Annotated in this window: 25 protein-coding genes; 17 read left to right on the top strand and 8 right to left on the bottom strand. The window is 69.0% G+C overall.

Features of this window, described 5'->3' with window-relative positions:
• Window positions 1–69: 69 nt before the first annotated feature.
• Window positions 70–1,995: a glycoside hydrolase family 15 protein gene (locus TBIF_RS02450; RefSeq protein ID WP_024793287.1), complete on the bottom strand. Its 1,926-nt coding sequence runs from the start codon at window positions 1,993–1,995 to the stop codon at window positions 70–72.
• Window positions 1,996–2,102: 107 nt separating this feature from the next.
• On the opposite strand from TBIF_RS02450, the gene TBIF_RS22710 reads away from it, so the two are divergent.
• The 9 genes from TBIF_RS22710 to TBIF_RS02405 all read left to right on the top strand — a co-directional run bounded on the left by TBIF_RS22710 (window position 2,103) and on the right by TBIF_RS02405 (window position 10,002).
• Window positions 2,103–2,330 (top strand): hypothetical protein, encoded by a 228-nt coding sequence (locus TBIF_RS22710; protein WP_024793286.1) that lies wholly within the window; start codon window positions 2,103–2,105, stop codon window positions 2,328–2,330.
• A gap of 85 nt (window positions 2,331–2,415) precedes the next feature.
• On the top strand, window positions 2,416–2,523 hold the full coding sequence (locus TBIF_RS26555) for an Ms4533A family Cys-rich leader peptide (protein ID WP_369385325.1): 108 nt from the start codon (window positions 2,416–2,418) through the stop codon (window positions 2,521–2,523).
• Window positions 2,524–2,705: 182 nt separating this feature from the next.
• The gene (locus tag TBIF_RS02435) at window positions 2,706–3,749 is read left to right on the top strand and encodes an extracellular solute-binding protein (protein ID WP_024793285.1); all 1,044 of its coding nucleotides are present in this window, start codon (window positions 2,706–2,708) and stop codon (window positions 3,747–3,749) included.
• Window positions 3,746–4,633 carry a sulfate ABC transporter permease subunit CysT gene (cysT, locus tag TBIF_RS02430; protein WP_024793284.1) on the top strand — a complete coding sequence of 296 codons (888 nt, stop codon included), beginning with the start codon at window positions 3,746–3,748 and terminating at the stop codon, window positions 4,631–4,633. The genes TBIF_RS02435 and cysT overlap by 4 nt, the downstream gene beginning before the upstream one ends.
• On the top strand, window positions 4,630–5,445 hold the full coding sequence (cysW, locus tag TBIF_RS02425) for a sulfate ABC transporter permease subunit CysW (protein WP_038169414.1): 816 nt from the start codon (window positions 4,630–4,632) through the stop codon (window positions 5,443–5,445). The genes cysT and cysW overlap by 4 nt, the downstream gene beginning before the upstream one ends.
• 8 nt (window positions 5,446–5,453) lie before the next feature.
• Entirely contained in the window at window positions 5,454–6,407 is a 954-nt protein-coding gene (locus tag TBIF_RS22705) for a sulfate/molybdate ABC transporter ATP-binding protein (protein WP_038169547.1), read from the top strand.
• Window positions 6,408–6,411: 4 nt separating this feature from the next.
• Window positions 6,412–6,945 carry a hypothetical protein gene (locus tag TBIF_RS02415; RefSeq protein ID WP_024793282.1) on the top strand — a complete coding sequence of 178 codons (534 nt, stop codon included), beginning with the start codon at window positions 6,412–6,414 and terminating at the stop codon, window positions 6,943–6,945.
• Between the two features lie 84 nt (window positions 6,946–7,029).
• Window positions 7,030–8,016: a diaminopimelate dehydrogenase gene (locus TBIF_RS02410; RefSeq protein WP_024793281.1), complete on the top strand. Its 987-nt coding sequence runs from the start codon at window positions 7,030–7,032 to the stop codon at window positions 8,014–8,016.
• A gap of 561 nt (window positions 8,017–8,577) precedes the next feature.
• Window positions 8,578–10,002 carry a dihydrolipoyl dehydrogenase family protein gene (locus TBIF_RS02405; protein ID WP_038169412.1) on the top strand — a complete coding sequence of 475 codons (1,425 nt, stop codon included), beginning with the start codon at window positions 8,578–8,580 and terminating at the stop codon, window positions 10,000–10,002.
• 115 nt (window positions 10,003–10,117) lie between these two features.
• Here TBIF_RS02405 and TBIF_RS02400 read toward each other — a convergent pair whose 3' ends face one another.
• Genes TBIF_RS02400 through TBIF_RS02380 form a run of 5 tightly spaced genes read right to left on the bottom strand, consistent with a single transcriptional unit; the run spans window position 10,118 to window position 15,570 of the window.
• The gene (locus TBIF_RS02400) at window positions 10,118–10,870 is read right to left on the bottom strand and encodes a sirohydrochlorin chelatase (RefSeq protein WP_024793279.1); all 753 of its coding nucleotides are present in this window, start codon (window positions 10,868–10,870) and stop codon (window positions 10,118–10,120) included.
• Window positions 10,867–12,192: a sulfate adenylyltransferase subunit 1 gene (locus TBIF_RS02395; RefSeq protein WP_024793278.1), complete on the bottom strand. Its 1,326-nt coding sequence runs from the start codon at window positions 12,190–12,192 to the stop codon at window positions 10,867–10,869. The genes TBIF_RS02400 and TBIF_RS02395 overlap by 4 nt, the downstream gene beginning before the upstream one ends.
• Window positions 12,192–13,124, bottom strand: a complete 933-nt coding sequence (cysD, locus tag TBIF_RS02390; RefSeq protein WP_024793277.1) for a sulfate adenylyltransferase subunit CysD — start codon at window positions 13,122–13,124, stop codon at window positions 12,192–12,194. The genes TBIF_RS02395 and cysD overlap by 1 nt, the downstream gene beginning before the upstream one ends.
• Window positions 13,121–13,822, bottom strand: a complete 702-nt coding sequence (locus tag TBIF_RS02385) for a phosphoadenylyl-sulfate reductase (RefSeq protein WP_038169411.1) — start codon at window positions 13,820–13,822, stop codon at window positions 13,121–13,123. The genes cysD and TBIF_RS02385 overlap by 4 nt, the downstream gene beginning before the upstream one ends.
• Window positions 13,819–15,570 carry a nitrite/sulfite reductase gene (locus TBIF_RS02380; RefSeq protein WP_024793275.1) on the bottom strand — a complete coding sequence of 584 codons (1,752 nt, stop codon included), beginning with the start codon at window positions 15,568–15,570 and terminating at the stop codon, window positions 13,819–13,821. Before TBIF_RS02380 ends, TBIF_RS02385 begins: the two co-directional genes overlap by 4 nt.
• Before the next feature lie 363 nt (window positions 15,571–15,933).
• Between TBIF_RS02380 and hemW the strand changes: the two genes are divergently transcribed.
• A complete protein-coding gene (gene hemW / locus TBIF_RS02375; RefSeq protein ID WP_024793274.1) occupies window positions 15,934–17,130 on the top strand; it encodes a radical SAM family heme chaperone HemW in 1,197 nt (398 codons plus the stop codon).
• 116 nt (window positions 17,131–17,246) lie between these two features.
• On the opposite strand, the gene TBIF_RS02370 is transcribed toward hemW, so the two are convergent.
• Together TBIF_RS02370 and TBIF_RS02365 are read right to left on the bottom strand one after the other, a co-directional pair.
• On the bottom strand, window positions 17,247–18,080 hold the full coding sequence (locus tag TBIF_RS02370; protein WP_024793273.1) for an undecaprenyl-diphosphate phosphatase: 834 nt from the start codon (window positions 18,078–18,080) through the stop codon (window positions 17,247–17,249).
• A 36-nt stretch (window positions 18,081–18,116) separates the two neighbouring features.
• The gene (locus tag TBIF_RS02365) at window positions 18,117–18,443 is read right to left on the bottom strand and encodes a type II toxin-antitoxin system VapB family antitoxin (protein ID WP_024793272.1); all 327 of its coding nucleotides are present in this window, start codon (window positions 18,441–18,443) and stop codon (window positions 18,117–18,119) included.
• Between the two features lie 113 nt (window positions 18,444–18,556).
• Between TBIF_RS02365 and hrcA the strand changes: the two genes are divergently transcribed.
• The 7 genes from hrcA (at window position 18,557) to era (ending at window position 25,514) form a co-directional block, all read left to right on the top strand.
• Window positions 18,557–19,600 (top strand): heat-inducible transcriptional repressor HrcA, encoded by a 1,044-nt coding sequence (gene hrcA / locus TBIF_RS02360; protein WP_024793271.1) that lies wholly within the window; start codon window positions 18,557–18,559, stop codon window positions 19,598–19,600.
• A 34-nt stretch (window positions 19,601–19,634) separates the two neighbouring features.
• On the top strand, window positions 19,635–20,801 hold the full coding sequence (gene dnaJ / locus TBIF_RS02355; RefSeq protein ID WP_024793270.1) for a molecular chaperone DnaJ: 1,167 nt from the start codon (window positions 19,635–19,637) through the stop codon (window positions 20,799–20,801).
• The gene (locus TBIF_RS02350; RefSeq protein ID WP_024793269.1) at window positions 20,801–21,580 is read left to right on the top strand and encodes a 16S rRNA (uracil(1498)-N(3))-methyltransferase; all 780 of its coding nucleotides are present in this window, start codon (window positions 20,801–20,803) and stop codon (window positions 21,578–21,580) included. Before dnaJ ends, TBIF_RS02350 begins: the two co-directional genes overlap by 1 nt.
• 128 nt (window positions 21,581–21,708) lie before the next feature.
• The gene (locus tag TBIF_RS02345; RefSeq protein ID WP_084611505.1) at window positions 21,709–22,671 is read left to right on the top strand and encodes a PhoH family protein; all 963 of its coding nucleotides are present in this window, start codon (window positions 21,709–21,711) and stop codon (window positions 22,669–22,671) included.
• On the top strand, window positions 22,668–23,201 hold the full coding sequence (gene ybeY, locus TBIF_RS22700) for an rRNA maturation RNase YbeY (protein ID WP_038169408.1): 534 nt from the start codon (window positions 22,668–22,670) through the stop codon (window positions 23,199–23,201). Before TBIF_RS02345 ends, ybeY begins: the two co-directional genes overlap by 4 nt.
• A 20-nt stretch (window positions 23,202–23,221) precedes the next feature.
• Window positions 23,222–24,601 carry a hemolysin family protein gene (locus TBIF_RS02335; protein WP_024793267.1) on the top strand — a complete coding sequence of 460 codons (1,380 nt, stop codon included), beginning with the start codon at window positions 23,222–23,224 and terminating at the stop codon, window positions 24,599–24,601.
• Window positions 24,585–25,514 carry a GTPase Era gene (era, locus tag TBIF_RS02330; protein ID WP_024793266.1) on the top strand — a complete coding sequence of 310 codons (930 nt, stop codon included), beginning with the start codon at window positions 24,585–24,587 and terminating at the stop codon, window positions 25,512–25,514. Before TBIF_RS02335 ends, era begins: the two co-directional genes overlap by 17 nt.
• The last annotated feature ends 66 nt before the right edge of the window (window positions 25,515–25,580 follow it).

Raw genomic sequence — 25,580 nt, 5'->3', positions numbered from 1 at the left:
GTTGACCTCAGATCGGCATTCTGACGTCAACTTCGTCGCTCTCGCGGATGCATGGGTGGGCGCGGGGATTCAGGTGGTCCGGTGCGCCGGCTCGAACCTGCCGGTGTGCACCCGATTCTCCGCGCGGATCACGTGTACGACGGCGTTGATCAACGCCAGGTGCGTGAACGCCTGTGGGAAGTTGCCCAGGTGCCGGCCGGTGTTGGGCTCGATCTCCTCGGAGTACAGGCTCAGCGGGCTGGCGAAGGACAGCAGCCGCTCGCAGAGGCGCTTCGCGCGGTCGAGCTCCCCGATTTCCACCAGGGCCGAGACCAGCCAGAACGAGCAGATGGTGAACGAGCCCTCGTCGCCGCTCAGCCCGTCGTCGGTCTGGGCGGGTCGGTACCGCAGGACGAGGCCGTTGATCGTCAGCTCGTCGGCGATGGCGAGGACCGTGGCGCGGGCCCGCGGGTCGTCGGCGGGCAGGAACCGGCGCAAGACCACCAGCAGCAGGGACGCGTCGAGCTCGGTTCCGCCGTAGTACTGGGTGAACACGCCGCGCTCGTCCACGCCGTGCGCCAGGATGTCCGCGTGGATCTCCGCGGCGATGCCGTCCCACTTCTCCGCGTACTCCGCCTCGCCGTGCATGCGGGCCATGCGGGCGCCGCGATCGAGGGCCACCCAGCACATGACCTTTGACGAGGTGAAGTGCTGGGGCTCGCCGCGGACCTCCCAGATGCCGCGGTCGGGCAGCTGCCAGTTGGCGATGGCCTGCTCGACCTGCCGGACGATCAGCGGCCACAGGAACTCGGGGATCTCCTCGCGTGAGCGCAGGTTCAAGTAGATGGAGTCCAAGAGTGAACCCCACATGTCGTGCTGCGCCTGGTCGTAGGCGCCGTTGCCGATGCGGACCGGCTTCGCGCCCTCGTAGCCGGTGAGGTGGTCCAGCTCGGACTCCTCCAGGGTGCGCTCGCCGCCGATGCCGTACATCACCTGCAGGGGGTAGGGTTCCGAGTTGTGGTCGTTGCTGACCTCGGCGATGTAGTTGAAGTAGTCGTCGGCCTCCCGGTTCAGTCCCAGCGTGTACAGCGCCCACAGCGCGAACGTGGAGTCCCGCACCCACGTGTACCGGTAGTCCCAGTTGCGCTCCCCGCCAGGGGTCTCGGGCAGGGACGTGGTGGCGGCGGCCATGAGCGCGCCGGTGGGCGCGTAGGTCAGGCCCTTGAGGGTGAGCGCGCTGCGCTGGAGGTATTCGCGCCACGGGTGGTCGGGGAAGCGGCCGATATTGATCCACTGGCGCCAGCACTCCGAGGTGCGCCACAACGCCTCGGTCGCCTCGGCATAGCTGCGCGGTGGCGGGACCTCCGACCAGGACAGGGCGACGAAGACCTCCTCGCCCTCGGCTATCCGGGTCCGGGCGTGCGCCTCCCCGCCCTCCAGGCCCAGCCGCATGTTCGTGGTCAGAGTGAGTGCGGGGTGTTCGGAATCATCTGGCGTGCGGGCCGTGGCGGTGGCCTGCGAGTAGTCCTCGCCGCTGTACTCCCACAGGGTGGCGGCGCGACCGTAGTCGAACGCCGGCTCGCACGCGAGGTCCATCTCGACGGTGCCGCTGACACAGCGGACGGTGCGCAGCAGGATGTGCTCGGCGTCCCAGTCGGTGGGGGTGCGGCGGTGGGTCGCGGAGCGCCGCTTCTCGTCGTGCCACGGGCCCATCACCAACGCGTCGCGCACGATGACCCAGCCCGTGCTGGTCTGCCACGTCGTCTCCAAGATCATGGAGCCGGGCAGGTAGCGCCGCGCCGCCGGCACCCGCACGCCATACGGCGCCAGGCGGAAGTGCCCGGCGCTGCGGTCCAGGATCGCGCCGAAGATACTTGGGGAGTCCGGCCGCGGCAGGCACATCCACTCGACGGCGCCGCTCGAGGAGATCAAGCAGTTGTTCTCGCAGTCGGACAAGAATCCGTAGTCGGCGATGGGCGGAAAGACACCCGGGGTGGAGAGCTTCGCATCGGCCATCACTCCATAGTGGCTTGCCCGCCCGAGATTCGCTCGTCACTCGGCGATATCGGCCCCAGGTGATGGCGCGTGGCGGGCCGCAGGGGGGCCTGACTACCCTTGACCGCGTGAGCGGACTCGGAAACTGGTGGGACAGTGTTGAGCTGTGGGTGACCGGGCTCCCATTCGTGCCGCAGGTCGTGGTGGTGATGGTGGTGCTGGTGCCGCTGGCCGCCGGGATCGCGAGACTTCTCGATATTGTGTTGGCGGGCGCGCTGCGGCTGATCGGCCGCGGGGACCCGTCCGTCGAGCCCGAAGCGGGCGTAGTACCGGAACAACTAGAGGTGGAGAACTAATGCCCAGGTCACGGGTGACACAGGCCTTGCTGTTGCTGCTGCTTATCATTTTGGTCGCCTGGCTCGTCAGCCTATTCTGAACCGCGTGTGTAGAGTGATCACCGTGTCAGCCGTAGACAGGTACCAGGTCCGCCATCGTTTGGCGTTGATCGCTGTCAGTGTGCTCGCGGTATCCGACGTCCACTGTCGCTGATCCGCATTCGTCAGCGAGCGCGTGAGTCTCGCCTCTCCTTTCTCCTGTTCCCCTCGCTCTTTCCCCGGACCGGTTCCCCCATGGGATGATGCCGCCTATGCCCGCCGACCTCGTGGTCGGCCTGCATTGCTGTCGGTAGTGGGGGCCGCATCGGCCCGCCCTTCTCGGAAGGCTCTGCGCTCATGCCCTATCGCACCCGGATACGTGGATCCGCACGGATATTGCTCCCCCTGGCCCTGACCGCCGCCCTGTTGGCGTCCTGCGCAGGCGGCTCCAGCGACGAGATCGGTGGGGGCGGGGGCGGTGCCGACGACTCCGGCAACCAGTTGACGCTCGTCGCCGCGGCCACCCCCGAACTCGGCTTCCAGGCCGTCATCAAGGCCTACCAGCAGACGGAACAAGGTAAGGACCAGCGCTTCGGCGCGACCTACGGGCCCTCGGGCGACCAATCCCGCAAGGTGGTCTCCGGGCTGAAGGCGGACCTGGCCAGCTTCTCCGTGGAGCCGGACATGACCCGCCTCGTCGACGCCGACCTGGTGGACCCGTCGTGGGATCAGGGCGCGGACCGTGGCGTGCCGTTCGGCTCCGTCGTGGTGCTGGCGGTGCGCAAGGGCAACCCGCTGGGCATCACCGGCTGGGATGACCTCCTCAAGCCCGGTGTCGAGGTGATCACGCCAGACCCGCGCAGTTCCGGCTCCGCGATGTGGAACATGTTGGCCCCGTACGCGGCGAAGAGTGACGGCGGCGCCGATAAAGAGGCGGGCCTGAGCTTCGTCCAGGATCTTGTCCAGGGGCATGTCACCGCGCGGCCGTCCTCGGGGCGAGCGGCCACCGACCTGTTCCTGCAGGGCTCGGGCGACGTGTTGATCAGCTATGAGAACGAGGCGATCTTCATGGAGCGGGGCGGGGCGGACGTGGAGCACGTGGTCCCCGACGACACCATGCGCATCGACAACCCGTTCGCGGTGCTCTCGCAGTCGCCGCATCCGGAGGACGCGAGGGCGTTCACCACGTTCCTGTATTCCGCGGAGGCGCAAAGGATTTGGGCGGAGCAGGGCTTTCGTCCTGTCGACCCGGCGGTGGCCCAGGAGTTTGCCGCGGAGCTGCCCGCCCCAGCGCGTTTGCGTACCGTCGACGACCTCGGCGGCTGGGCGATGATCTACCCGGAGCTCTTCGATAAGAACACCGGCGAGATCACCAAGATCTACGCGGAGGCGACCCGATGACCGCCACCTTGGAACCTGTGGACACGCCCGGCGCGCCGCCGACCGATCAGCCCCGCCCGCGCGGGTTCTCCCTGCCCAAGGTCCGGCTGCGGCACCGCGGCGGCTCGCCCCTGGCCAGCGGCATCGCGGTGCTGTGGCTGAGCGTGATCGTGCTCGCGCCGCTCGCCGCGATCCTGGTGGCGTCCACCGGCAACGGCTTCGCCGGCTTCTGGGACGCGGTGACGGCGCCTGCGGCGCTCGCGTCGTTCCGCATCTCCATCGTGGTCGCCGCCGTCGTGACCGTCATCAACTCGATTATGGGCACACTCATCGCGTGGGTGCTGGTGCGCGATGAGTTCCCCGGCAAGTCTGTGGTCAACGCGGTGATCGACCTGCCGTTCGCGCTGCCGACAATCGTCGCGTCCATCGTGCTGCTCGCCCTGTACGGGCCCGGCAGCCCGGTGGGAATCCACGTGCAGCACACCCAGATCGGCGTCGGCGTCGCGCTCGCGTTCGTCACGCTCCCGTTCGTGGTGCGCGCGGTGCAACCGGTGCTGATGGAGCTCGACAAGGACGTCGAGGAGGCCGCCGCCTCGCTGGGGGCGAACGGGCGCACCATCTTCTGGCGGGTGATCCTGCCCGCGCTGACGCCCGCGATCCTGGGCGGGGCGGGCCTGGCATTCTCGCGGGCCATCGGCGAGTTCGGCTCCGTCATCCTCATCGGCGGCGGCATCCCGAAGGAGACGGAGGTGACCAGCCAGTACATCCGCGCGCTCATCGAGCAGGACAGCCCGGTGGACGCCGCAGCAGTGTCGGTGGTGCTCCTCGCGGTGTCCTTCCTAGTGCTGCTGGTGCTGCGCGGGCTCTCCGGCCGGGCGGCCAAGCGGCAGGAGCTGGACCGATGATCCGGACAGGGCGGACCAGCCGGTACTCCCTGCGCCTGATCGCGCTGGCCTATGTGACGCTGCTGCTGCTGGTCCCGATCGGCCTGATCCTGTGGCGCACCTTCGAGCAGGGCCTGGGCACCTTCTGGGACTGGATCAGCACGCCCGCGGCGATCTCGGCGCTGAACCTGTCGCTGCTGATCGTGGTGATCGTGGTGCCGCTCAATGTGGTGTTCGGGCTCGGCACGGCGATGGCGTTGGCACGCGGCCGATTCCGCGGCCGGCGTCTGCTCCAAGCGGTGGTGGACCTGCCATTCGCCGTCTCGCCCATCGTGGTGGGCACCGCCCTGATCCTCCTGTGGGGGGCGGGCGGCTGGTTCGGCTTTGTGCAGAACGCCGGCTTCCAGGTGATCTTCGCGCTGCCGGGCATGGTGCTGGCCACGCTGTTCGTCACGCTGCCGTTCGTGGTGCGCGAGGTCGAGCCGGTGCTCGTCGAGATCGGGGAGGAGCAGGAGCAGGCCGCGGCCACCCTCGGCGCGAGCCGCTGGCAGACGTTCTGGCGCATCACCCTCCCCGCGATCCGCTGGGGCCTGACCTACGGCATCGTGCTCACTGTGGCGCGCAGCCTCGGCGAGTTCGGGGCCGTGATCATGGTCTCCTCCGGCCTGGCCGGGCACACCCAGACCCTGACCCTGCTCGTCGACGCCCGCCACAACGCCGGCAACGAGTACGGCGCGTACGCCGCCGCGACGCTGCTGATGGGCGTCGCTGTGGCGACGCTGCTGCTGATGTCGTTGTTCAACAAGAACTCTCACGCAAGGAGCAAGGCCTGATGGCTGACATGATCACCGTCACGGGCGCGACGAAGCGCTATGGCGACTTCCTCGCCCTCGACAATGTGGACTTCACCGTCCCCGCCGGCTCGCTCACCGCGCTGCTGGGACCGAGCGGCTCCGGCAAGTCGACGCTGCTGCGCTCCATCGCGGGCCTGGACGACCCCGACGCCGGCACCATCACCATTGCTGGCAAGGATGTCACCGGGGTGCCGCCGCAGCACCGCGGCATCGGCTTCGTCTTCCAGCACTACGCGGCGTTCAAGCACATGTCGGTGCGCGAGAACGTCGCGTTCGGCCTCAAGATCCGCCGCCGCAAGAAGAGCGAGATCAACGCCAAGGTCGACGAGCTGCTCGGCGTGGTGGGCCTGACCGGGTTCCAGCACCGCTATCCGGCGCAGCTCTCCGGTGGGCAGCGCCAGCGCATGGCCCTAGCCCGCGCCCTCGCCGTGGACCCGCAGGTGCTGCTGCTCGACGAGCCGTTCGGCGCGCTCGACGCCAAGGTCCGCGACGACCTGCGGGAGTGGCTGCGCCGGCTGCACCAGACCGTCGACGTCACCACCGTGCTGGTCACCCACGACCAGTCCGAGGCCCTGGACGTCGCGGACCGGATCGCCGTGCTGCACAACGGGCGCATCGAGCAGGTCGGCGGGCCGGACGAGCTCTACGACCACCCCAAAACGGACTTCGTGATGTCCTTCCTGGGGCCCGTTGCCAAGCTCAACGGGGAGCTGGTGCGCCCGCACGATATCCGTCTCGACCGCGAGCAATTGCCGCAATCTTTTGCCGCGGAGGTCACCCGCGTGGCCCACCTGGGCTTCGAGGTGCGCGTGGAGTTGCGGCCCAAATCGGGCGCCCAGGGGCTGTCCGCGCAGATCACCCGGGGCGACGCGCGCGTGCTGGATCTGAAGGTGGGGGAGACGGTGTACGTGCGGGCGACGACGATGGCCGTGACAGGCTGACTGGATGAGCGTGTCCACGGTCGTCATCACAGCGGATTACAACATCTTCTTCATCCAGGGCGATGACGATATCCAGGAGGGGGTGCCCCTCACTGCTAGCCACTTTGATTATGGCGAGGAGTGGTTGATCGACGCGCAGGGCGATCGCGCTCTGGTGCACGCCGGCCAGTGGGGGCCGATTTTGGTGACCATCCAGGCGCTGGACCGCGATCCGGGGCCGGTGGACGACGCGCTGCGGGCGGGCTGGGAGGACCTCTGCGAGGCGTCCATTGAGGCTCCCCACGGCGACCTGATGCTGGTGAGCGTTCTCAACGGGCCAGTGGAGGAGAGCGCCGATAGGTTGACGCCACACGGGCCGGGAACGTACCGACTGCGGGTCGCTGCGACGGGACGGACCGAGTTCTGGGATGGATTTGCGCCTGGCGATCGTCAGCCGGCGGTGCGGATGCTGATCCAGACCTGGCAGGCCGCCGCCTCCCCACGGGTCCTGCACCAACATCGGAATCGATTCACCGGCGAGATCGTGCGTCACACCTAATCCTGAAACCCGGCACCCGCGTGCCATATCTGCGCACTGGGTAGCCTTGACCCTCGATAGGTTCAGACAGGTGAAGGAGAATCGGTGAGCGCAGCAATTCGGATCGGTATCGCAGGCTATGGCAACCTCGGACGGGGCGTCGAGGCCGCGGTGGCGAAGACCTCGGACATGACCCTCGTGGGCGTGTTCCCCCGCCGCGACCCGGCCACGCTGACCCCCGCTGACCCGGCCACGCAGGTGTTCTCCTGGGATTCGCTCCAGGGCCGCGAGGATGACATCGACGTGTTGATCCTGTGTGGCGGCTCCAAGGAGGACCTGCCCGTGCAGGGCCCGGAGCTGGCGGCGCGCTTCAACACCGTCGACAGCTTCGACACCCACGCCCGGATCCCCGAGTATTTCGCGTCCGTGGACCCCGTCGCCCGCGCGGCCGGCAAGACCGCGCTGATCTCCACCGGCTGGGATCCCGGCCTGTTCTCGATCAACCGCGTCTACGGCGAGTCGATCCTGCCCGACGGCGACACCTACACCTTCTGGGGCCGCGGCGTCAGCCAGGGCCACTCCGACGCGGTGCGCCGCGTGCCGGGCGTGGCGGCAGGCGTGCAGTACACGCTGCCGAACGAGACCGCGGTCGATGCCGCGCGCGGCGGCTCGCGCCCCGAGCTCAGCACCCGCGAGAAGCACACCCGTGAGTGCTTCGTGGTGCTCGAGGACGGCGCGGACGAGGACACGGTGCGCGAGGCCATCGTCACGATGCCGCACTACTTCGACCAGTACGACACCACCGTGTATTTCATCACCGTCGACGTCCTGGCGCGGGACCACTCGGCGATGCCGCACGGTGGCTTCGTGATCCGCAGCGGCGACACCGGCACCGGCAACCGCCAGGTCATCGAGTACAAGCTGGACCTGGGCAGCAACCCGGAGTTCACCGCCAGCGTCCTCGTCGCCTACGCCCGCGCCGCCCACCGCTTGTCCGCCGCCGGCCAGCACGGCGCCGTCACCCCGTTCGACGTGGCGCCGGGCCTGCTCTCGCCGATGTCCGCGGCGGAACTGCGCGAGAAGATGCTGTAGCCGATCGCCGCTCAGACGGTCCCGAGGAACCGCTCGACGGTCCCGCGGGACCGTTTTTCACCCCGCGGTCGGGCGTGTCGACGCGGTGGCGATGACGTTGAGATTGGCCCCATGCTCACACCTGTATGGGGCCAATCCAGACTCGCGGCGCGGAGGGAAATTCCAGCGGCGCTGCGGTCGTGATGCGCAATGAATTCTGGCAGATCTGGACAGGACGGCACGCAGGCTCAGGTAGTTTCGTCGTGACGTCAACACACTTCGGTAGGGCTCACCTGGCGAAGGCGTCGCGAATGCCGAACGGGGGCAGCTCATTAGAAATCCATTGCAGTCGCCGATGCTCATTCGAGTGATTCTGGGGGTTGTCTCGGTCTTTGTGTTGGTGAAATCCGTGCAAAACGCCTTGGCAAGTGCGGCAGTGGAGTGGACCGGCAATTGGCCGTCAATTCTGGCGATCGTGGCCTGCAGCCTGTGGCTGGTTCATTTGGATAGGGAAGACAAGGCGGGTCAGCGCGGCGAGCGGAACCCTAGCCAGAGGGTGACAGCAGGCCTACCCTGACGGGCATGGCTGTGGAGACGGCAGGCGAATACGACGTTATCGTGCTCGGCGGCGGGCCGGCGGGGGAGAACGCCGCCAGCTACGCCATAGCCGGCAGCTCCCGCACCGCGGTGATCGTGGAGCGCGAGCTCGTCGGCGGCGAGTGCTCCTATTGGGCGTGCATGCCCAGCAAGGCGCTGCTCCGGCCGGTCGAGGTCCGCGCCGCCGCGCAGGCGATACCGGGGGTTCCCGTCGGCGCCCTGGATGTGGCCGGGGTGCTACGCCGGCGCGACAGCTTCACCAGCCACCACGACGATTCCGGGCAGGTCCGCTGGGCGGAGTCCGAGGGCATCGACGTGGTGCGGGGGCACGGCCGGCTCGCCGGCGAGCGCCTGGTGCGGGTGACCGCCGCCGACGGGTCCACGCGGGAGCTGCGGGCCCGGCACGCCGTGGTGCTGGCCACCGGCTCCACTGCCGTGGTCCCGCCCGACCTGGCCGGGGCCCTGCCCTGGACCTCCCGCGATGTCACCAACCTGCGCGAGGTGCCGAGCCGTGTGCTGATCATCGGCGGCGGGGTTGTGGCCTGCGAGGCGGCGACGTGGCTGGCGGCGCTCGGCGCGAAGGTGGTCATGGCAGTCCGCGGTTCTGCGCTGCTGGCCAAGGCGGAGCCGTTCGCGGGGGCGGCGGTGGCGGCGAGTCTGGCCGCGGACGTCCGCTTTGGCGCGGTGCTGGACTCGGTGGCCCGGCCCGGCGCCCGGGACACCGGCGAGGGCAATATCCACGGCGGCCCGGTCGAGGTGATGCTGGGCGGCGAGAGGCTGGAATTCGACGAGGTGGTGGTGGCCGCGGGCCGGAAGCCCGCCACCGCGGACCTCGGGCTCGAGACCGTGGGACTGGCGCCGGGCCGCGCGGTCGCCACCGATGACCACTTGGCCGCGGTGGGCGAGTGGTTGTATGCGGTGGGGGATGTGAACGGCCGCTCGGCGCTCACCCACATGGGCAAATACCAGGCGCGGGTCTGCGGGGACGTGATCGCCGCTCGGGCGGACGGCAGAGGCATCGCGAGCCGACGGTTCTCGGCATCGGCGGATCACGGCGAGGTGCCCCAGGTGGTGTTCACCCAGCCCCAGGTCGCGTCGGTGGGGCTGACCGAGGCGCAGGCCCACGCCGAGGGGCTCGAAGTCGAGGTGGTGGCGGTGGACATCGGCACGGTGGCGGGCGCCGCCCTGCACGCGGATGGCTACAGCGGCCGGGCACAGCTGCTGATCGACCGCGTCGAGGACGTGGTGATCGGGGCGAGCTTCGTGGGCCCCGAGGTGGCGGAGTTGGTGCACGCGGCGACGATCGCGGTGGTCGGGCGGGTGCCGGTGGACCTGCTCTGGCATGCGGTCCCGGCATATCCGACGGTCAGCGAGGTGTGGCTGCGGCTGCTGGAGGCGCGGCGGGGCTGAGTTAGAGGTGAAGAAATCCTCCACTCTTACCGTCCAGATTGCCGATAATCGGCAATTCAGCGGCCAAGAGTGGAGGATTTCTCCCGCCCCCCGGTGAGGAAGGGCTGTATCCGCGCTAGGCGGACGCAGCCAGTGGAATGTGGGCGCAGCGGTAGCGGTCGAGGATGACCCTGCTGAGCTCGGTGCTCGCCCCGAGGGGATCGGCGAGCACCACGGCGGCGTCGAGGGCGACGGCCTGGGTGCAGACGCGGTCGAGCAACAGACCTGGGGCCAGGAACCACGGCGCGACCACAAGCGTGCGGGCGCCGCGCGCCCGGAGCCGGGCCATCGCCGTCGCCACCGATCCTGCGGCCCCGGTGGCGAATGCGGCCTCGGCCCCGACCCACGCCGTGCCGACGGTCGCCCGCCGGGCGAGAGCCGCCACGGCCGCGTTGGACTCGGCCCGCGCGGAGCCGACGGCGGCGAGCACCACGCCCACGGCACCATCGCCCGGGCCCGCTCCGGCTTCGGAAATCCGAGAGTGTAATGCGGCCAACAGCTCTGGGCCGCTACCGAGCACGTCCGACTGCGTCAGCGCCAGGCCTGGGTGCCGGCGGCGGGCCGCGGCCAGGATGCCCGGCAGGTCCACTCTCGAGTGGAAGGCGTCGCCCAGCAGCAGGGGGACCACGATGGCCTCGTGATGCCCCTCCGCCGCGACCGCCGCGATGACGTCCGCCACGGCGGGCAGGCTGAGGTCGAGGAACGCCAGCCGCACGTCCAGGCCGGGGTTGGCGGCCCGCACGTCGGCGACCACGGTGGCGATGACCTGCGCGCTGCGCGGGTCACGGCTGCCGTGGGCCACGGCGATCAGCGGGACGGCGGTGTTCACGCTGTCACGACCCCCGAGATGGACGTCAGCGCGTCGCCGACCAGGCCTGCGGCTAGGGTGTTGCCGCCGACCGGGTCGATCAGCAGGAACGAGCCGTTACGGCGGCTGGTGCCGTAGTGGTCCGCCACCACGGGCTCGGCCGTGCGCAGCTGCACCAGCCCGATCTCGTTGAGTGACAGCGATTCCGGAGCGCCGTTGACGGCCAGCGACTGCTCGTCGAAGAGGGCGTCGAGGCTGCCCACGATGACCTGCGAGGTGCGCGTGCCGTGCTTGAGCAGCAGGCGACTCCCCGCCCGCAGGGGAGTGTCGGCCAGCCAGCAGATCGTGCCCGTGAACTCCTGCACCGGAGTCGGCGCGTCTGCCGCCGAGACGATGACGTCACCTCTGGAGACGTCGACGTCGTCGGCGAGCACGATGGTCACGCTGCGGCCGGTTTGGGCCGAGTCGAGCGAGCCGTCGGGGGTGTCCACCCGCTCGATGGTCGAGCGGGTGCCGGACGGCAGGACGATCACCTCGTCGCCGGGCTTGGCGCTGCCTGCCGCGACCTGGCCGGCGTAGCCGCGGTAGTCGGGGTGCTCCGCGGTGCGGGGGCGGATCACGTACTGCACGGGGAAGCGCAGTCCGACGGGGGTGGCGGAGGCGTCGTTCAGGTTGCTTTCGCTGTCCACCGGAACCGACTCCAGGTGCTCGATCAGGGTCGGCCCCGAGTAGTACGGCGTGTTCTCCGAGGCGATCGCGACGTTGTCGCCGTTGAGCGCCGAGACGGGGATGGCCTGCACCGCGTCCGGGGCCCAGCCCAGGCCCAGGGTCAGCTCCGCGAACTCCGCCGAGATCCGGGTGAACGTCTCCGCAGCGTCGTCTACGAGATCAATCTTGTTGACCGCCAACACAAGTCGCGGCACGCCCAGCAGGGCGAGGACCGCGGCGTGGCGGCGGGTCTGCTCGATGACGCCCTTGCGCGCGTCGACGAGGAGGACCACCAGCTGCGCCGTGGAGGCGCCCGAGACGGTGTTCCGGGTGTACTGCACGTGCCCGGGAGTGTCCGCGAGGACGAAGGTGCGGTTGGGGGTGGCGAAGTAGCGGTACGCCACGTCGATGGTGATGCCCTGCTCGCGCTCGGCCCGCAGGCCGTCAACCAGCAGTGAGAGGTCCGGCTGGGCCAGGCCGCGGTCGACGGACGCGCGGGTCACGGCGTCGATCTGGTCGGCCAGCACGGACTTCGTGTCGTAGAGCAGTCGGCCCACGAGGGTCGACTTGCCGTCGTCCACGCTGCCGGCGGTGGCGAGGCGGAGGAGTTCAGGACGAATAGTGTTGGTGCTCATCAGAAGTAGCCCTGTCGTTTGCGGTCTTCCATCGCGGCCTCGGAGACTCGGTCGTCGCCACGGGTGGCGCCGCGCTCGGTCAACCGGCTCACGGTGATTTCCTCGAGGATGGAGAGATTGTTGTCGGCGTCGGAGAGGACCGCGCCGGTGGTGGAGCCATCGCCCACGGTGCGGTAGCGCACGGTGCGGGTCGCCAGCTCCTCGCCGTCGGCGGGGCCGCCCCATGGGCCGGGTGTCATCCACATGCCGTCGCGGGAGTAGACCTCGCGCTCGTGGGCGTAGTACAGCGACGCGAGGTCGATGTTCTCCCGGGCGATGTAGCGCCAGATGTCCAGCTCGGTGAAGTTGCTCAGGGGGAACACGCGGACGTGCTCGCCGGGGGCGTGGCGGCCGTTGTAGAGATTCCACAGCTCCGGGCGCTGGCGCTTGGGGTCCCACTGGCCGAAGCTGTCGCGCAGGCTGAAGATGCGCTCCTTGGCGCGGGCCCGCTCCTCGTCGCGCCGGGCACCGCCGAAGACCGCGTCGAAGCGGTTGTCGCCGATGGCGTCCAGCAGCGGCTGGATCTGCAGGGGGTTGCGGATGCCGTCGGGGCGCTCCTGCAGCCGCCCGTCCGCCAGGTACTCCTCGACGGACGCGACGTGCAGGCGCAGGTTGTAGCGCTCGACGATGCGGTCGCGGAACTCGAGGACCTCGGGCAGGTTGTGCCCGGTGTCCACGTGCAGCACGGGGAAGGGCATCGGCGCCGGCCAGAAGGCCTTGACTGCCAGGTGCAGCAGCACCGTGGAGTCCTTGCCGCCGGAGAACATGATCACCGGGCGCTCGAACTCTCCGGCCACCTCGCGGAAGATGTGGATGGCCTCGGACTCGAGGGCGGTGAGGGTGTCGAAGCCGGGGTCGGCTTGGAGCTCAAGGGGATTCAAGTCAACTGTCATGATTGGTGCAACCCGCATTCTGTCTTCGAGGAGCCGGACCAGCGCCCGCTTCGGGGATCGCTGCCCGGGATGGGCTTGGCGGTGCAGGGCGCACACCCGATCGACGGATAGCCGTCGTCGACCAGCGGGTTCACGAGGATCCCGTGCGCGTCGATGTAGTCCTGCATCTGCCCGTCGGACCAGGCGGCGATCGGGTTGACCTTCACCAACCCGAAGGCCTCGTCGAAGGAGACGAGCGGCGCGTTCGCGCGGGTGGGGGACTCCACGCGGCGGATGCCGGTGACCCAGGCGTCGTAGCCGGCGAGGGACTTGCTGAGCGGCACCACCTTGCGCAGGCTGCAGCAGCGGGCGGGGTCGCTGGCGAAGAGGTCCTTGCCTTCCAGTGAGTCCTGCTGCGCCACAGTGTGTTCCGGCTCCACATTGACGATGTTCACGTCGTAGACCATGGCCGCGGCGTCGCGGGTGCCGATGGTCTCGGCGAAGTGGTAGCCGGTGTCGAGGAACAGGATGTCCACACCGGGCTTGACCTTGGCAGCCATCTCGACCAGGACCGCGTCTTGCATGTTCGACGCGACGATGAAGCTCTCGCCGAACGTCTCGGCGGTCCACTCCAGCAGCGTCTGCGCGTCGGCGCCGGCCAGCTTCGCGGCACCCTGGTCCGCAATCGTCCGGAGGTCCTCCCGCACGGTGATGCTCATCGAAGTTGCTCCTCTTCTGCTCGAACTGTCCACTGCGCGAAACGCTCCTCGGGCTCGCGCGCCGCCATGAAGTTCCGGACGACCCTGTCGATGTAGTCGCCCAGCTCAACGGAGAGGACCTTGTGCCCGCGGAGCTTGCGGCCGAGGGACTCGTCGGCGCCCAGGCTGCCGCCGAGGTTCACCTGGAAGCCCTCGACCACCTGGCCGTCGTCCAAGGTGATCAGCTGGCCCTTGAACCCGAAGTCCGCGGTCTGGATGCGGGCGCAGGAGTTGGGGCAGCCGTTGAGGTGGATGGTGATCGGCACGTCCAGCTCGGCGTTGAACTCGCCCAGGCGCTCCTCGAGCTCCGGCAGCAAAGTCGCTGTGCGGTGGCGGGTTTGGGTGAAGGCGAGCTTGCAGTACTCCAGGCCCGTGCACGCCATCAGGCTGCGGCGCCACGGGCTGGGGTTGACCGGCAGCTCCATCGCGTCCAGCTCGGCGGCGAGCGGGCCGACCTTGGCGTCGGCGACATTGAGGACGATGAGCTTCTGGTACGGCGTGGTGCGGACCTCGGTGGTGCCGGCGCGCTCGACGGCGTCGGCGAAGGCCTCGAGCATGGTGCCGGAGATGCGGCCGGAGACCGGCGACGCGCCAACGGCATTGAGCCCGTTCTTGAGCTTCTGCACGCCGACGTGGTCGCGCACGCGCTTGAGCGGCTCCGGCGCGGGTCCGTCGATCAGCTTGCGGCCCAGGTACTCGGTCTCGAGGATCTCGCGGACCTTCTCGGGGCCCCAGTCCTTGACGAGGAACTTCAGGCGGGCCTTGCCGCGCAGACGGCGGTAGCCGTAGTCGCGGAAGACCTTCGTCACGCCCTCCCACACCTCGGGCACCTCGTCGAGGGGCACCCAGACGCCGAGCCGCTGCGCGAACATCGGCACCGTCGATAGCCCGCCGCCGACCCAAAGGTCAAGTCCCGGACCATGTTCCGGATGGTTCACGCCCACGAAGGAGATGTCGTTGATCTCGTGCGGCAGGTCCTGCAGGCCGGAGACGGCGGTCTTGTACTTGCGCGGCAGGTTGGAGTACTCCGGGTTGCCGATATGCCGGCGGACGATCTCGTTGAGCGCGGAGCTCGCGTCGATAACCTCGTCGACGGCCAGGCCCGCGAGGGGGGAGCCGAGCATCCCGCGGGGGCAGTCGCCGCACGCCTCCGTCGTCTGCAGCCCGACGGACTCGAGGCGGCGCCAGATCTCTGGCACGTTCTCGATCTCGATCCAGTGGAACTGGAAGTTCTGCCGGTTGGTGATGTCCAGTGTGTCGCGCGCGAAGTCTTTGGAGATTCCCGCGACCACCCGGAGCTGCGTGGTGGTCAGCGTCTTCCCGTCGGTGCGCACCCGCATCATGAAGTACGGGGCCTCGAGGAGATCCGCGTTGTCGTCGCCGGTGAACGTGCCGTCGAGGTCCGCGGTGCGTTGTGTGTACAGGCCCATCCAGCGGAAGCGTCCGCGCAGGTCATTGGGGTCGATGCTCGCGAAACCCTGTTTGGAGTAGATGTCCTCGATGCGCTTGCGCACATTCAGGGCGTCGTCGTCCTTCTTGAAGCGCTCCGGCGCCGTCAGGGGCTCGCGGTACCCGAGAGCCCACTGGCCCTCGGACTTCTTCTTCGCAGGTCGCGGCGTGCGCTTGGCACGCGGGGCGGCCGGCGATTCGGCGTCAGGAGTGGTGGCGACCGCGTCAAGAGTGGGGGCGGCGACAGAGTTCGGTGACATGAGTCAGGCTCCAAGTTGCTGCGCACCTGAGGGACTCACGGCTGTGGAACTGAGACGGGTAGCCCGTTAGGGAATCAGTTCAAGTCAGCGGGGAGCGCGCAGAATGCGGAAGAAGAAAAGCAGAATGATGGGTCAGGGCATGGACGGCATACAGATGCCGCTACACACGCGCTTGAGGTCGACGTGGCGACGTGCTGCCAGCATCACTCCGGATCCAATCACGTGGACGACTATGCCACGTTTGCGGCCGAAACGGGAATGTGGGTCCTGCCACATGCTGTGAACTGGGGATATCGCCGGCGGCCTAGAGCCTGGGACACTGGTTACCGTCGGGCACGAGGCTCGGCGCGAACGGAGTGTGCGATGCGGAGCAAGATTGTGGACCTGACGTTGCCGGACGAGGCTGTGGCGGGCCTCGGCACCCGGCCGTTCGGCATCTACATCCACGTCCCGTTCTGTGCGACCCGCTGCGGATACTGCGACTTCAACACCTACACAGCCGGCGAGCTCGGCACATCCGCGTCGCCGGAATCCTGGCTGGAGGGGTACCGCCGGGAGATGTCGATGGCGGCCTCGATGATCGCGGACCGCGGCGCGGCAATCCCGGAGATCGACACGGTCTTCGTCGGCGGCGGCACCCCGTCGCTGCTGGGGGCGGGCCGGCTCGTGGAGGTGCTCGACATCGCCCGCTCCACCTTCGGGCTCAAGGCCGACGCTGAGGTGAGCACCGAGTCCAACCCCGAGTCCACCTCGCCCGTGTTCTTCGACAAGCTCCGCGCCGGCGGCTACACCCGGGTCTCCCTGGGCATGCAGTCGGCGGCGCAGCACGTGCTGGCCACGCTCGACCGCGTGCACACCCCCGGCCGGCCCGTCGCCGCCGCCCGGGAGGCATTCGCCGCAGGCTTCGAGCACGTGAACCTGGACCTGATCTACGGCACCCCCGGCGAGCGCGACGAGGACCTCGCGGCCTCGCTCGACGCCGTGCTCGAGGCGGGCGTGGACCACGTCTCCGCCTACTCGCTGATTGTCGAGGACGGCACCGCGATGGCGCGCAAGGTCCGCCGCGGCGAACTGCCCGAGCCCGACGACGACGTCCTCGCCGCCCGCTACGAGATGGTCGACGCGCGCCTGCGCGCCGCAGGCTTGGATTGGTATGAGGTCTCCAACTGGGCCAAGCCGGGAGGGGAGTGCCGGCACAACCTCGGCTACTGGGACGACGGCGACTGGTGGGGTGCGGGCCCCGGCGCGCACAGCCATATCGGCGGCGTGCGCTGGTGGAACATCAAGCATCCCGCCTCGTACTCCGCCGCGCTGGCCGATGGGGCCCTGCCGGTGGGGGGCTCCGAGCTGCTCACCGCCGAGGACCGGCACATGGAGCGGGTCATGCTGACCATCCGCCTGGCCTCCGGACTGCCCCTAGCGGACCTGTCCAACCTCGAGCGCTCCGCCGCGTGGCAGGCGGTGGCCGACGGGCTGGCCCGAGTGGCGGACGACCAGTTGATCCTCACCGATCGCGGCCGGCTGCTGGCCGACGCCGTCGTGCGCGACATCCTGGCCTGAGCGCCTTGCCATCTGCCGAGCTTGCCGCGGTTGTGTAGCCGCGCTGCGCTTGCAACTGCAGCGTCGCCGTGAAGCCGCGGCGAACTCGGCGGAGGTGATGTGGCGGGGACCGCGAGCTACGTCGCCGAGATGACCCCGCCGGCTAGCAGTCCCAGCACCAAAAGCCCCAGCAGCACCCGGTAGCCGACGAACCAGTACATCGAGTGGTTGACGACGAACTTCAGCAGCCACGCGATCGAGGCGTAGCCGATGGCGAAGGCGATGAGCGTGGCGATCAGCAGCTGCACGCCGCTGGCCGCGAGGCCCTCGCCGACGGGCTCGAACGCGTCGGGCAGTGAGAACAGCCCCGACGCGAGGACTGCCGGGATGGCGAGGAGGAACGAGTAGCGGGCGGCGGCCTCGCGGGTCAGCCCCAAGAACAGGCCGGCGGAGATGGTGCCGCCGGAGCGTGAGACGCCGGGGATCAGGGCCAGGGCCTGCGCGCCACCCATGATCAGGCCGTCGCGCATGTTCAGCTTCTCGATGGGGCGGGTCTTGCGGCCGACGTACTCGGCGAGGGCGATGACGCCGGCGAACACGATCAGCATCGTCGCGATTAGCCACAGGTTGCGGGCGCCGGTGCGGATCTGGTCCTTGAACAACAGGCCGAGGATGCCGACGGGGATGGTGCCGATGATGACGTACCAGCCCATGCGGTAGTCGAGGTTGGACCGCTGGGCCTTGTCGAACAGCCCGCGGAACCATGCGGCGACGATGCGGCCGATGTCCTTGGCGAAATACAGCAGCACGGCGGCCTCGGTGCCGAGCTGGGTGACGGCGGTGAACGACGCGCCCGCGTCATTGCCGAACAGCAGCTCCGAGAAGATCCGCAGGTGTCCGGACGAGGAGATCGGCAGGAACTCCGTGGCGCCTTGGATGGCGCCGAGCACGATGGTTTGCAGCCACGTCATGGCCTCGACTGGGTTCACCGCGACGAGAGTACTGGGCTAGCTCTCCATGTTCTCGGCGCGCCCGGTCAGCGCGTCGTAGTCGAAGAGCCGCGCGTGAATCACCTCGCGGTTCCGCAGAGCCGAGCGGACGGCGCGGTGCAGGCCGTCCTCGAGGTAGCTGGCGCCCTGCCAGCGGACCACGTGCGGGAACAGGTCGCCGTAGAACGTGGAGTCCTCGGACAGCAGCCGATCCAGGGCGAGGACCGTGGTGATGGTGACCAGCTGGTCCAGGCGGATCTGCCGCGGCGGGATCTTGGACCAGTCCCGGGTGGACAGTCCATGCTCCGGATATGGCTTGCCGTCCCGGACACCCTTGAAGATCATGGGCCCAACAGTAGAGCTCCGCGCATAGGCGCGCACTCGCAGCGGGCTGCATTGGCGGCGGGCGGTGGCGTCTAGACTGAGAGGCCGATACGGGACTAGAGAGGTGGTCGCACGTGGGTAGCACGGAGGATCGACGCTTCCAGGTTCTGCGGGCGATCGTCGCGGATTACGTCGCCACCCAGGAACCGGTGGGCTCGAAGGCGCTGGTCGAGCGGCACAGTTTGGGCGTGTCCAGCGCGACGGTCCGCAACGACATGGCGGCGCTGGAGGCCGAGGGCTACATCACGCAGCCGCACACCAGCTCCGGGCGCGTGCCCACCGACAAGGGCTATCGGCAGTTCGTCGACAAGTTGGCCGCGATCAAGCCCCTCTCCGCCGCGGAACGACGCGGGATCCGACAGTTCCTCGACGGCGCGGTGGACCTCGACGACGTTCTCGGGCGGGCCGTCCGGCTGCTCGCGCAGCTGACCCACCAGGTAGCCGTCGTGCAGTATCCGACACTCAGCGCGTCGTCCGTGCGCCACTTGGAGATCGTCCAGCTCACCCCGGCACGGCTGATGATGGTGGTCATCACGGACTCGGGCCGGGTGGACCAGCGGATCGTGGAGTTCGGCGACGTGGTCACCGAGGACGACCTCACGATCCTGCGCGACCTGCTCGCGGGGGCGCTCGAGGGTCGCAAGCTGGCCGAGGCGTCGTCCGCGGTGGCGCAACTGCCGGACACCGCGCCGCCGCACCTGCGCAACGCCGTCATCCGGGCCGCGACGGTGCTCATCGAGACGCTGGTGGAGGACCCCCAGGAACGACTGCTGCTCGGCGGCACCGCGAACCTGACCCGCAACTCGCACGACTTCTCCGGCTTCGCGGGCTTCCCCGGCTCCCTCCGCTCCGTACTGGAGGCGCTGGAGGAGCAGGTGGTGGTGCTGAAACTCCTGGAGTCCGCGCACAATCCGGGCCAGGTGCTGGTGCGGATCGGCGACGAGACCAACGCCGAGCAGATCCGCGGCGCCTCGGTCATCTCCACCGGATACGGCACGGCGGAGACCATTTTCGGCGGCATAGGGGTACTGGGTCCAACCCGGATGGACTACCCGGGGACAATGGCATCTGTGGCGGCGGTGGCCCGATACGTCGGGGACATCATCGCGGACGCCTGACTAGCTATTTATTTAAGTAAGGACAAGACGAAACGTGGCACGGGACTACTACGCGATTCTGGGTGTTCAAAAGGACTCCAGCGATCAGGAGCTCAAGCGGGCCTACCGCAAGTTGGCGCGGGAGCTGCACCCCGACATCAACCCGGACGAGGCTGCGCAGGCCCGCTTCCGCGAGGTGACCACCGCCTATGAGGTGCTCACCGACCCGGAGAAGCGACGCATCGTGGACCTGGGCGGTGACCCCCTCGACAGCGCTGGCTCCGGTGGTTTCGGTGGTTTCGGCGGCGGCGGCGGAGGTTTCGGCGGCGGTGGTCTGGGCGATGTGTTCGAGGCGTTCTTCGGCGGCCAGGGCGGTGGCCAGGCGCAGGGCCCGCGCAGCCGCGTCCAGCAGGGCTCCGATGCGCTGCTGAGCATGACGCTGACCCTCGAGGAATGCGCCACCGGCGTGACCAAGCAGGTCACCGTCGAGACCGCGATCCTGTGCGATTCCTGCCGCGGCAAGGGCACCAACGGCGACAGCAAGGCCGTGACCTGCGAGACGTGTGCGGGCCACGGCCAGGTGCAGTCGGTACAGCGCTCCTTCCTCGGCCAGATGGTCACCATGCGCACGTGCCCCACCTGCCGCGGCGTCGGCGAGGTCATCCCGGACCCCTGCCACAAGTGCAGTGGCGATGGCCGCGTCAAGTCCCGCCGCGACATCAACGTGAAGGTCCCGGCGGGCGTCGGCGACGGCATGCGCATCCGCCTCACCGCCCAGGGCGAGGTCGGCCCCGGCGGCGGACCCGCGGGCGATCTGTACGTGGAGGTCCACGAGCAGGAGCACGAGACGTTCGTCCGCGAGGGCGAGACGCTGCACTGCACCGTGCGGGTGCCCATGGCCGATGCGGCGCTGGGCTCGACGATCACCCTCGAGACCCTCATCGACGGCCCCGTGGAGCTTGAGATCCCCGCCGGCACCCAGCCCGGCAACACCGTCAAGCTGCCCAGCATGGGCATGCCCCGCCTGCGCACGGGCCACCGCGGCGACATCGTGGCGCACCTCGAGGTCGTCGTCCCCACCAAGCTCGACATCAAGCAGTCCGACGCGTTGCGCGCGTTCAGCGAGCTGCGGGACAAGGACGCACCCGAGGTCGTGTCCACTCGCAGCCACAACTCCAGCGGCCTGTTCTCGAAGCTGCGGGACGTGTTCTCGGGTCGCTAGTGGCCGCAACAGTTTTCTACCTCGACGACCTGCCCGCCGCCGGGCAGGTCGCCGTGCTCGACGGTCCCGAGGGGCGTCATGCCGCGACCGTCCGCCGGTTCGCGGCCGGCGATCGACTGCTGCTCGCCGACACCCGCGGGGGCGTCGCGGAGTGCTCGGTGCTCGCCGCCGGCAAGGACCGCCTGGAGCTGATGGTCGATGCCCGCGCCTCCAGCCCCGCGCCCAGCCCACAGGTCACCGTCGTGCAGGCCCTGCCCAAGTCCGAGCGGGCCGAGCTCGCAGTGGACCTGGCGACCGAGGCCGGCGCGGACCGCATCGTGCCGTGGCAGGCGACGCGCTGCGTGTCGAAGTGGCGCTCTGGCTCCACCGACAAGTCCGCCAAGTCCCTGGCGAAGTGGCGCTCCACCGCGCGGGAGGCGGCGAAGCAGTCGCGGCGTGCGCACGTGCCTGAAGTTGACGAGCTGCACACCACGCCCATGCTGGTCCAGCGGGTGCACGAGGCCTCTGCGGCCGGCGCGCTGGTGCTGATCTTGCACGAGTCGGCCGTCGGCACCCTGCCGCGCACGGAGGTCGCGGCGGCACAGGAGCTGCTGCTGATCGTCGGCCCCGAGGGCGGGGTGGACGACGCGGAGATCGTGGCTCTCACCGCCGCGGGGGCGCGCGCGGTGCGGCTCGGTCCAGAGGTGCTGCGGACGTCGGCGGCGGCGGCCGTCGCGCTCGGCGCTATCGGGGTGTTGACCAGCCGGTGGGACGCCGGTCCGCTCGAGCTGGGGAGTTAGACTGTGATGATCAGTTCCGAGACTAGAGAGCAGGCCACGTCAGCCACGTGACGCAGCAGAACGAGAACAGTCGCACCACTCCGCGCGCCGGTCAGGTCCGAGCGGCGCTTCATCTTCCGGTCGAGGTGATGCGCACGCTATTGGGCTCCACGGATGAGAACCTGATCGAGCTTGAGCGCGGCCTGACGGTGGAGATCCACGTGCGCGGGGGTGCCATGACGATGACCGGCGCCCCGTCCGAGGTGGCCCTTGCGGAGACCGTGATCGAGCAGTTGGCGGCGGTGGCGGCCAAGGGCCAGCACCCGACGCCCGACGCGGTCCGGCGCACCATCGACATGCTCGTCGTCGGCGGCCCGGAGTCGCCGGCCGAGGTGCTGAGCCTGGACATCCTGTCGCGGCGCGGCAAGACGATCCGCCCGCTGACGCTGAACCAGAAGCGCTACGTGGACGCGATCGATGAGAACACGATCATCTTCGGTATCGGCCCGGCCGGCACCGGCAAGACCTATCTGGCGATGGCGAAGGCCGTCGCCGCGCTGCAGTCCAAGCAGGTCAGCCGCATTATCTTGACTCGGCCGGCCGTGGAGGCGGGGGAGCGGCTGGGCTTCTTGCCTGGCACGCTGAGCGAGAAGATCGACCCCTACCTGCGCCCGCTCTACGACGCGCTGCACGACATGATGGACCCCGAGGCGATCCCCAAGCTGATGGAGGCGGGCGTGATCGAGGTGGCCCCGCTGGCCTATATGCGCGGGCGCACCCTCAACGACGCGTTCATCATCCTCGACGAGGCGCAGAACACCACCGCCGAGCAGATGAAGATGTTCCTGACCCGCCTGGGTTTCGGCTCCAAGGTGGTGGTCACGGGCGACGTGACGCAGATCGACCTGCCGGGGGCCGCGCGCTCTGGGCTGATCGCCGCGCGCGAGATCCTGCAGGACATCGAGGGCATCCACTTCTCGATGCTGACCAGCCGCGACGTGGTGCGCCACCGCCTGGTCGCCGAGATCGTCGACGCGTACGCGCGCGCCGACGAGGCCGCCCGGATCAAGCTTTCGAATCAACCAGGAATCAAAGGACGTGTTGCGCGGTGAGCATCGAGGTAGCTAACGAATCCGGCGTCGAGGTCGACGAGCAGGACATGATCGCGGCCGCGCAGTACGCGCTGGCTCGCATGGACGTGCACCCGGCGGCGGAGCTGTCGATCACGCTGGTCGACATGACCACGATGGCCGACCTGCACCTGCGCTGGATGGACCTGCCCGGGCCCACCGATGTGATGTCCTTCCCCATGGACGAGATCGTCCCGGGCGGGCGGCCCGACGCGACCGCGCCCGGTCCATCGGTCCTCGGCGACATCGTCCTGTGCCCGGAGTTCGCGGCGGGCCAGGCGAAGGAGTCTGGGAACTCGCTCAGCGCCGAGATCGCGATGCTCACCGTGCATGGCGTGCTGCATCTGCTCGGCTATGACCACGCGGTGCCCGCCGAGGAGAAGGAGATGTTCAGCCTCCAGAACGAGCTGCTCCAGGCCTTCCGCACCGAGCAGGAAGAGGTGGCGCGCAAGGAGTGGCTCGCCGCCCGCGATGCCCGGCTGCTGGGCCGCGCTGGGTTCCTGGATGACTAGAGCGTGGATGGGTGACCTCCATGGGTGCTGAGCACATCGCGCTGATCGTCGGTGTCGCGGTGCTGGTGCCTCTCGGCGGGCTGTTCGCGGCGATCGACTCGGCCATCAACACGGTCTCGCCCGCGCGGATTGACGAGCTGGTCAAGGAGAGCCGCCCGGGCGCGCCTCGGCTGGCCACCATTGTCGTAGACCGACCCCGGTATGTGAATCTCCTTGTGCTGCTGCGCATCACCTGCGAGCTGGTGGCCACTGTGCTGCTGGCCGGGCTGCTGATCGGGGCGCTGCCCAAGGTCGGGGCGCTGGCCCTGGCAGCCTCGATCATGGTGGTGCTCAGCTACGTCGTGATCGGCGTCGGGCCGCGCACTCTCGGCCGCCAGCACGCGTATCCCATCGGGCTCGCCGCGGCCGTGCCCCTGCAGGTGATCGGGACCATCCTGGACCCCGTCAGCCGCGTGCTGATCCTGCTTGGCAACGCCATCACCCCCGGACCGGGGTTCCGCCAGGGCCCCTTCGCCTCCGAGATCGAGTTGCGCGAGCTGGTCGACATGGCGCAGGAGCGCGGCGTGGTGGCCGACGACGAACGGCGGATGATCCAGTCCGTCTTCGACCTCGGCGACACGTCGGCCCGCGAGGTCATGGTCCCGCGGACCGAGATGGTGTGGATCGAGGCCGACAAGACCGCCGGGCAGATGACCTCCCTGGCCGTGCGCAGCGGGCACTCCCGCATCCCCGTGATCGGGGACAGTGCCGACGACGTCATCGGGATCGTGTACCTCAAGGATGTCGTCACCAAGACCTACTACTCGGTCGACGGCGGCCGCAGCGTCACCGTCGGACAACTCATGCGCCCGGCCGTGTTCGTGCCGGATTCGAAGCGGCTCGACGCCCTCCTCGATGAGATGCAGCGCGACCGCAACCACATGGCGATGTTGGTCGACGAGTACGGCGGCATCGCCGGGCTGGTCACCATCGAGGACATCATCGAGGAGATCGTCGGCGAGATTGCGGACGAGTACGACCAGTCAGAGACCCCGCCCGTAGAAGAGCTTCTGGACGGGACCTACCGGCTCTCGGCGCGCCTGCCCATCGACGACCTCGGCGAGCTGTTCGATGTGGAGATGAACGATCCCGAGGTCGAGACCGTGGGCGGGTTGCTGGCGCACGAGCTCGGCCGCGTCCCGCTCCCCGGCTCACAGGTCAGCACCCACGGCATCGCGCTCACCGCCGAGGGCGGGCGTGACCCGCGCGGACGCATCCGCGTCACCACCATCCTCGCGAGCCGGCTCGAGGAGTCGGCGCCCGAAGATTCCCAGCAGGACCCGACAGCCCAGCTAGACGCATCCCAGCACGACACACCTAAGTACGACGCGAAAGGTCGCGACCATGGCCACCAAGGCTGATGCCCAAGAGTTCCGTTCCGGATTCGTCTGCTTCGTGGGCCGGCCCAACACCGGCAAGTCCACGCTGACCAATGCGCTGGTCGGGGCGAAGATCGCGATCACCTCCAGCCGCCCGCAGACGACCCGGCACACCATCCGCGGCATCGTGCACCGCCCGAACTCGCAGCTGATTCTCGTCGACACCCCCGGGCTGCACCGGCCCCGCACCCTGCTCGGCCAGCGACTGAACGACCTGGTGCAGGAGACGTACTCGCAGGTCGACGTCATCGGCCTGTGCATCCCCGCCGATGAGAAGATCGGCCCCGGTGACCGCTGGATCCTCGAGCAGGTGCGCAAGATGGCGCCCAAGACCGAGATCCTCGGCATCGTCACCAAGATCGACAAGGTGACGAAGGAGCAGGTCGCGATGCAGCTGCTCGCGCTCTCGCAGCTGCTCGGCCCCGATTGCGACGTCGTGCCGGTCTCCGCGAAGGCGGGCGAGCAGACGGAGGTCGTCATCGACCTCCTCGCCTCGAAGATGGATCCCGGCCCCGCCTTCTACCCGGATGGTGAGCTCACCGACGAGCCCGAGTCCGTGCTCATGGCCGAGCTCATCCGCGAGGCTGCCCTGGAAGGTGTTCGCGACGAGCTGCCGCACTCCCTGGCCGTCGTCATCGAGGAGGTCATCCCGCGTGAGGGCCGCCGCCCCGAGCAGGGCGAGATGCTCGATGTGCACGCGCTGCTCTACGTGGAGCGCGACAGCCAGAAGGGCATCGTCATCGGCAAGGGCGGCTCCCGGCTGCGGGCCGTCGGCACCAACGCACGCAAGCAGATGGAGGCGCTGCTCGGCGTGAAGATCTACCTGGAGCTGCACGTGAAGATCGCCAAGGACTGGCAGCGGGACCCGAAGCAGATGCGCAAGCTCGGCTTCTAGCGTTCCCGCTTCCTGCCTTGTGGCGTAAGGCCGCAGCCCTTCCCGCACGACGCAGCCCCTGCCGGG

Origin of the sequence: Tomitella biformata AHU 1821 (genome assembly GCF_000524475.1) — a bacterium.
Classification (GTDB): Bacteria; Actinomycetota; Actinomycetes; order Mycobacteriales; family Mycobacteriaceae; genus Tomitella; species Tomitella biformata.
Note: the sequence above shows the minus strand (reverse complement) of the source record. Positions and strands in the feature narration are given on the sequence as shown.